The following is an 8340-nucleotide window of genomic DNA, read 5'->3' on the forward strand; positions in this document are numbered from 1 at the left end:
CGAGAATGGCACTTCGTGCAACATTCTCAATCATTGAGAATATCAAACGAAGGAGTTAGCCAATGCCAAGAGTCATTTTATAACAAGATGATATCCAGTCGTATAAATTAGCCCCAAATTAGTTGCATCTCAGCAAATGCTTAGTTGCAACTCACCGATTGCTTAGTTGCATCTCGGCAAATGCTTAGTTGCAACTAAACTTTTCCTTTCTTATCTCTTGGACAATTAACCTCTAAAACATGAGATTGGAAGAGTTGCCCAACGATGAAGGAGTAGCTCACAAGAATTAGTAGCAAACAGAGCAACGACAACATGAAATTGCCTCCATACGATAAATAGCGACTTTTGCCTATGTGCTGAAAAATGAGTAACTTTGGGGAGTTTAATGGGGGATGGATAGCCTATTAAGACGGCTGTTTGCCAAGTTATTTAGCGAGGGAATTGGCAGATATATATTAAAAACAAAGGAGAAAAAGAATGATAAGGAAACGGCGACAGGCAAGGAAGAAGGTGCTATACTTAGCACAAGAAATCTATCCCTACCTAGAGGATAGTAAGGTAGGTAAGGATTCAAAACTTATCCCTTTGGGCATCATGGGTAGAGGCAATGATATCCGTACATTTATGCCCAATTATGGAGTGATCAACGAACGTCGCCACCAACTTCATGAGGTGATCCGTCTATCGGGTGTCAATCTTACTGTCAATGACAAAGTACACCAGCTAGTGGTGAAAGTAGCGAGCCTGATGCCTCAGCGTATGCAGGTCTACTTTATTGATAATGAGGATTTCTTTGGAAGAAAAGGAGTATTCACAGATGAAAAAGGCACCTACTACGAGGATAATGTAGAGCGTGCAGTATTCTTTATCCGTGGAGTCTTTGAGACCGTAAAGAAACTAAGATGGGTACCCGATGTGATCCACTGTCACGGTTGGTTCACCGGATTAGCCCCCCTTTATTTGAGGACACTACTCAAGGATGACCCAGCCCTCTCACGTGCCAAGATCGTCTACTCTGCTTACGATACAGCTCCAGAGTATCCATTTGATGAACAACTCACAGAGGTACTGGCGTATGACCAGATCAAGCACCCACTTCTGGATGGGCAGGCACTTAATCGAGAGGCACTCGTAGAGCTCATCTTACAGTATGTGGATGGCATCATCTACTCCAAAACCAATAGTTCTGAGGAACTTATTGCTGCAATAGAGGGCTCGGGGAAGAGTGTACTTGACTTCCAAAGCGATGACCAATTGATAGAGTCGGTAGCAGACTTCTACAATAGCATTATTGGTGAAGAAGAAGAGGAAGAGAGTGAAGAATAGGGACAAAAAAAAGATGTTTTTCCAATAATAAAATTCGGTAGGATAGCTGTATAAAAGGCTATCAATATATAGAGCAAATATATGAATAGGACTATAAAAGGTTGGCTAAGTGTAGGAGTAGTGCTAGCAATACTCCTAGTGGGTTGTGAAAATGATCAACACGCCACTGGATTGGATTTGCTCCCTGAATATCTTAAGGGAGAGCCCATAAGCAAAGACTTTGCACTCACACTTCGCACCGTACCAGCAGGTACCGAAGCTGGGAATAATGATATCTATGTAGGTAGTGCATTGGGCTACCTAGGTCGGATGTCCAGCGAAGAGTTCGGTGGTATTGAGACAGAATATCTAACCCAGTTTCGCATTCCTAGCGGATTTAGATTCAAAGACGAGTCAGTCATCACTGGCATTGACTCCGTAAGGCTCTACATCTACTACGACGGATTTGCTGGTGATACTATCTCCAGCATGACCGTGACTGCCAACCGAGTTAAGCAACCACTGAAGCACAATAAATACTCTATCACAGAGGTAAAGGAGTATGTGGGAGAAGAGCTTGGCTCCCTTTCCTACTGGGCAGGCAGAGGGTCACATAGGATAAAAGATAATTCCGGAAAAGGGAACTATATACTTTCCATTGCACTCCCCAAGGAACTAGGGGATGAGTTCTTCAGACGCTCCAAAGCTGGAGACCCCGTCTTTGCCAATCAGGCCGCTTTTGACCAGTGGTTCCCTGGTCTATACCTCCACACTACGGCGGGGCAAGGAAGTGTCATAAGAGTCACCAGTACTGAGCTAGCCTTTTGGTACTCCAAGGAGGTTGAGGTAGAGGATACCAAAACCAAGAAAAAGAAGAAAGAGATCAAGCCATTTGCACAGACATTGATTCACACCTCGGAGGTACCACAGCTATCGCGCTTTGCCAATTTCAGAGTGGATCAGCTACTTGAAGATAAAGGATTTGCTACTATCAAGGCACCAGCAGGCCTTTGGATAAAAGCCACACTACCTACTCGCGCGATTGCCAAGGAGCTAAAAGAGGCGCCAGCAGGCTACTCCCGAACACTCAATGCAGTCACATATACCCTGCAAGGGACTACCGCCTCAGCGGCTACTGCCACAAAATATGGCATTCCCGAAACCCTTCTCATGCTACCAGTAGATAGTACCAAGACGTTTTTTGAAAAGGAGTTAACTGAAAACTCACTTGGAGCTGCCTATACCTCATTTATCGGTGAGATGGTCGTAAGGGGTTCCAGCACCTATCACTTCGGCAATATTGGCTCTGCTATTATCAAGCATATCAAAGAGGAACCAAATAAAGACCTAGAGGTCTACATCCTTCCTGTAGAGCTAACGAAAGCGAGCCAAGATGCAGGAGGAGGCACTATAAGCCTTACCCACCTAGTTCCACCTTCAGCAGTTAAGTTTGCTATCACCCCACAGAATACTAAGCTCGAAGCTACTATCATACAGCGTAAAGAGGGTAAGCCCTTCTAATTGATTAGAAAGCTGGCATTTCCACACCATAAAAGTTTTGTAGCATCACTATGAGCCACACTTCATACCTCAGGGGACTAGCACAGCATTTCTTTCGGATCGAAGGCAAGCAGCTCTATAAGTACCGTTTCTTCTTTCCCAACAAAAGATCCGGTCATTTCTTTCTCCACTATCTCAGGCAAGTGGCAGGAGACGAGTTGCTACTACTTCCTGAGGTAACGACTCTAGGCGCTTTTTTGAGGCGGGCAGTCCATCTTCCGGAGGAGAATGTCAATAATGAGTTGCTACTCATCTACCACCTCTACACCAGCTATAAGCTAGTATACAAAGAGAGTGAATATAGCTTTGAGAACTTTTACGAAATAGGGAAGCAACTCTTGGCTGACTTCAATGATATCGACAATCATCTTGCCGATGCGTTATCGATATTTGAGAATATGGATTTACTCGATGAGCTCACGATACCAGCCAAGGATCTACTGAACCAAGATCAGATTGACGCTCTTAAAAAATATGCACCCACTTTCGAGAAAAACCTAGACAAGGGATATACGGCTTTTTGGCAGTACGTCCCTGAAATCTACACCCAGTTCAAGGAAACCCTTCGCGGTGAGGGGCTAGTCTATAATGGCATGCTTATGCGTGACATAACCCAAAGACTAGAAAATGGGGAGTTAAAGCTATTCAAAGAGCCCAAGGTCAATGTATTTATCGGTCTCAATGCACTCTCACAAAGCGAGCAAAAGATACTCAAGCACTTCAAGGAAAATAGCGAGACCCTTTTTTATTGGGATTATGATAGCTACCTCGTACAGCAGAAGTTTACAGATAAAAACAGAAAAGTAAGAGATAGCCTTTTCCCTGAGCCTACAGATGATAGGCTGGCTTATACAAGAGATAAAAACTCACGACACCAGCCACAGCTACATATTATCTCTATCCCCTCCAAACTAGGTCAAGCAAATTATATTGCTCAAAAGATTATCCCGCAACTACAGACCGATGAGCTGATCAACCTACGCGACCCCAATACCGCCATTATTCTTCCAGATGAAAGCCAGCTCACCAATCTCCTTTCCAACTTACAGGATAGTGAAGTTGGGAAAGCTCCCCTCAAGCTCAATATCACTATGGGCTTTCCCATCAAGTACCTTCCGATTATCGCCAAGCTACTACACCTCCTGAATCTCCAGAGATTAGCCTATGGACGTCGGAAGAACGAGATGCCTATTTGGCGACGGGAGGAATTAATTGATCTCTTCGGGCTGGAGCTAGATCAGGGCACTTTTGATACCACCAAGCTACTCAACCCTAAAACCTCTAAGAAGCTCTACTTCACAGAGGAAGAGCTCTCTCAGGCGATTGAAATAGAGCAGCACCAAGACCTACGCCTGCTTTTCAATCTTGACAGATCCGAGCAAGGTGACCTATTACATAATACGCTCACGCTACTCACACACCTTCAAGAGAAGTTTTCCGATGATGCTACCATCAAAATGGCTCTTACCGTAGTAGAAGAGCTACTCCTGGAGATCAAAGGTTCGCTCAACAGATTTGTTACGGCCCACGAAACGGCACGAAATCAGCTCTCCCTACCCCTCCTATACGACCTTATTCATACCACTATTTCTCAAGCTCGAATTCCATTCTCCGGCGAACCTCTTGAAGGGGTACAAGTGATGGGAATATTGGAGGCACGCTCCATAGACTTTGAGAATATCATCGTGATGGATGCGGGCGAAGGGCTCTTACCAGCCAAAAGCCGGAAATATGGACTCATTCCTCAGAATATTCGGTATGAGAAAGGGCTCCCCACCTACAAATGGCAAGATGCTATCCGTGCTTACAACTTCTTCCACATGATTGGACGAAGTGAGCGACTGTACGCCCTCTATGATTCTCGTAAAACGGCAAGAGCTAGCGGAGAGCCCTCTAGTTATCTTACACTTCTCACCCATATTTACGGAGTGCCAGCCAAGCGATACAATGCTTACTTTCCACTTTTCCCCATACCTTCTAAAGAGCTACAGCCCGACCTTCAGAAGATCCAAGCATATAGAGCCCAGTTGACTAGTAAAGAGCCACAATCCAAGTATGGGCTCTCCCCGAGTGCTCTCATCAACTACCTCACCTGCCCCCGAAAGTTTTACTACCAAAACATTCTTGGACTACGGGACCCAGACGAGCTCACCGATGTACTAGAAAAAAATGATGTCGGAACCATTACCCACAAAGCCCTTGAGATACTGTATAATGGCTTTAATGGAACCGTGGTGACCAAAGAACATCTAAAGGGGATTCTTGACAAACCCGACCTTATCATCAATGCCGTCCGAGAAGCTTACTATAAAGCCTATCAGACAGATGAAACCCAATTCAATGGTTATTTTGAGATGTACAAAGACCTCATCTTTCAAGACGTCCAAAATACCATTCAACTGGACATCAACAAAAACGCCCCTTTTACCTACTGCGGAGGGGAACAGACCATATCCACACTGTATTCTTACGGACAAAATGGAGAATGCATCCATCTACGTGGCACCATCGACCGTATTGATATCAAGCAGGGCAAAATAAGACTAGTAGATTACAAGACTGGTAGCGATAAACTAGAGTTTAACCTCGAAAGAAGTTTTGACCCCGAAAACAGCAACATTGATAGGGCTGCCATACAGCTTCTCACCTACTGCGTGATGTATCTAGAGGCTTATGGAAAGAAAGCGGTCAAGGATATCGCTCCTATGCTCATCAAAGTACGCGATGCCGATCAGGGCTGGTTTGTACACAATATTGACAAGACTAAAAATGAGACAATTGATAGCTTTAGTCTGATTGAGACAGGATTCAAAGAGCAATTGAATGAAGCCCTTCGTCGTATCGCCGAAACAGATGATGAATTTATTCCCAACAACCGAAAGAATAGCTGCAACTACTGTGCTGGTAGAGAGCTCTGCAATAAGGCAAAGCTCTTTCCAAACAGATAACTATATATTACTATGGATATTCAACTCATTGACAATAGCCCCACAGGTCAGCTCATTAGTTACCAAGACTCACTTGCTCAGCAAAAGGATCTCTTCCAGAAAGCCCTTGAAGCAAAGCGACAACACCTACCAGTGCAGCACCATCTGATTTTCAATCAACATCACCCTGTGCTCACACTTGGTAAGCATGCCGACCCGCATAATATCCTACTCTCTCCTGAGCGCCTTCACGCCCAAGGAATAGAATGCTACCAGATAGAGCGAGGAGGGGATGTCACCTACCATGGGCCTGGACAGTGGACAATTTATCCTATATTTGATCTCGAGGAGCTAGGGATAGGACTGCGTCGCTATGTTGAGTTACTTGAAGAGGTGGCCATTAATGTGGCTGCTAAGTATGGTGTAAAAGGGGAGCGGATGCATGGGGCTTCTGGTGTTTGGGTAGATCCTTCTCAACGGCCACGCAAACTATGCGCCATCGGGATCCAAGCTAGCAGGTTTGTTACCATGCACGGCATCGCCTTTAACGTTAGCACACCACCTCAAGCCTTTAATGTGATTAACCCCTGCGGATTTACGGATAGAGGGGTTACCAATCTTTCTATTGAGGCTCAGCACGAAATCTCTATGAAGCAAGCTAAGGAGGACCTTATAGAGAGCTTCCAAGAGATATTCCAGAGAAATATAGCCATCTAATTTGGTAAAGTCTCTGTAGCAAGGTGGGAACAGTCGTTTTTGCCCACTCTTTGTGATGAGTGTCATAAATTATCTTTACTTTTGTGTAGAATAGTATTAGTTAGGGGAATATGGAGAATGGTAATTGTATTGACTTATGAAGATAGCAATGACTAAAGCGGAGCTAGTAGCTCAGCTAAATGAGATAAGAGGGGAGAAACTGGTGGGCTTTGTACCTACTATGGGCGGACTACATGAGGGACATATGAGCCTCGTGGAGCGTAGTTTGCGTGAATGCGAACTAACGGTGGTGAGTCTTTTCTTGAACCCCACGCAATTTAATGACCCCAACGACCTGAAGACCTATCCGCACGATATGGCGGAGGATCTGAAACTACTGGGCGAGGTGGGTGTAGATATTGTCTTTACTCCAACTGCCGAGGATATGTATGAGGAAGGAGAGGAGGCACCTAACCTAGACCTCGGACGTGTAGGAGAGGTGATGGAGGGTGCACACCGACCTGGCCACTTCCGTGGCGTGGTATGGGTAGTGAGCAAACTCTTCCGCTTGGTTCGACCCAATAGAGCCTACTTTGGCTTGAAAGACTTTCAGCAGATTGCGGTCATCAAGAGAATGTGTGCTCTATGCCCCGACTTGGCGGATATTGAGATTATCTCTTGCCCGGTTATTCGTGAGAGTGATGGTCTAGCGATGAGTTCCCGCAACCGCCGACTCTCTGAGGAGGAGCGTGCGGCAGCCCCTAAGATCTACGAGGCGTTGCAAGAGGGAAAGCGACTGAAGGAATCTGGCAAGAGTGTGGCAGAGGTACATGCGGCTGTGGTGAAACAGATAAATGCAGACCCGCTCCTTCGGGTGGAGTACTTTAGCATCGTCAACAGCGACACTCTGGAGGAGGCTAAGGCCTGGAACGGCAATACTACTGGCTGTATCACAGTCTACTGCGGTGAAGTACGCTTGATTGACCACATCTCATTCGAAGGATAATAGAGGGTGAGCAAGTTGCAATCTGTGAGTAGGCAGAGACAAATAGTCGCTCTACTCCTTGTGGGTTTCCTCTGGTTCTCCACATCATCATTGTGGGCATCAGAGGTAGGCAGAAAGTATGAAATGAGAGCGGTGTGGCTTACCACAAACTACGGTCTTGACTGGCCTTCCCGCCCCGCCACTAGCGTATCAGGAGAGAGACAGCAGCAGGCAGAATTGGTACGGATGCTAGACCAGCTTCAAAAACTGGGCATCAATACCGTATTTCTGCAGGTGCGTAGTAGAGGGCGGGTCATTTACCCCTCAAAGATTGAGCCGATGAGTGGCGACTTTGTGCCTGTAAGTAGTAGCTACCAACTGAGCTACGATCCCCTTGACTTTGCCATCAAAGAGTGCCACAAACGAGGAATGGTGGTGCATGCGTGGGTGGCAGTGACGCCCATGGGCAATGACAAGCAGGTGAATAGCATGCCGTCGTGGAGCTTTCCCAAAAAGTACCGCAATGAGATGGCGAGGTATAAACGGGGCTGGTATCTAGACCCAGCTAAGGCAAGTACTGCTGAGTTACTCAGCAGTCTCATTCGGGAACTACTTGATCGCTACTCTCTAGCAGGCATACACCTCGACTATATTCGCTACCCCGATAGAGCAAAGCAATTTCCCGATGCCGATGAGTATCGAAAGAGTGGCGGAGGCAAGAGCCTAGACGAGTGGCGTCGGGACAATATTACGCAACTGGTGAAGGCTCTTCATAAAGCGACTAAGGAGGGACACCCTGACGTGCTACTGAGTGCATCGGTGATTGGCACTTACGACAATGTGCCAGGGCTGAAGTATAGTGGTTGG

The 8340-nt window shown here is 46.1% G+C and carries 6 protein-coding genes; all 6 read left to right on the top strand.

What is annotated here, in order from left to right:
* The first annotated feature begins 477 nt into the window (after nt 1-477).
* Nucleotides 478-1326: a glycogen/starch synthase gene (locus tag QVO39_RS07410; protein WP_018028157.1), complete on the top strand. Its 849-nt coding sequence runs from the start codon at nt 478-480 to the stop codon at nt 1324-1326.
* Between the two features lie 81 nt (nt 1327-1407).
* On the top strand, nt 1408-2826 hold the full coding sequence (locus QVO39_RS07415) for a DUF4270 domain-containing protein (protein WP_021903640.1): 1419 nt from the start codon (nt 1408-1410) through the stop codon (nt 2824-2826).
* Between the two features lie 50 nt (nt 2827-2876).
* Entirely contained in the window at nt 2877-5813 is a 2937-nt protein-coding gene (locus QVO39_RS07420) for a PD-(D/E)XK nuclease family protein (protein ID WP_021903641.1), read from the top strand.
* Nucleotides 5814-5825: 12 nt separating this feature from the next.
* Nucleotides 5826-6509: a lipoyl(octanoyl) transferase LipB gene (gene lipB, locus QVO39_RS07425; protein ID WP_018028160.1), complete on the top strand. Its 684-nt coding sequence runs from the start codon at nt 5826-5828 to the stop codon at nt 6507-6509.
* A gap of 136 nt (nt 6510-6645) precedes the next feature.
* A complete protein-coding gene (gene panC / locus QVO39_RS07430) occupies nt 6646-7494 on the top strand; it encodes a pantoate--beta-alanine ligase (protein ID WP_021903642.1) in 849 nt (282 codons plus the stop codon).
* A gap of 24 nt (nt 7495-7518) precedes the next feature.
* Nucleotides 7519-8340: glycoside hydrolase family 10-like protein (locus QVO39_RS07435; protein WP_288171918.1), on the top strand; the 822-nt coding region annotated here is incomplete at its 3' end.

It is taken from the genome of Porphyromonas sp. CAG:1061 (assembly GCF_000435035.1).
GTDB classification, from domain to species: Bacteria; Bacteroidota; Bacteroidia; order Bacteroidales; family Porphyromonadaceae; genus Porphyromonas_A; species Porphyromonas_A somerae.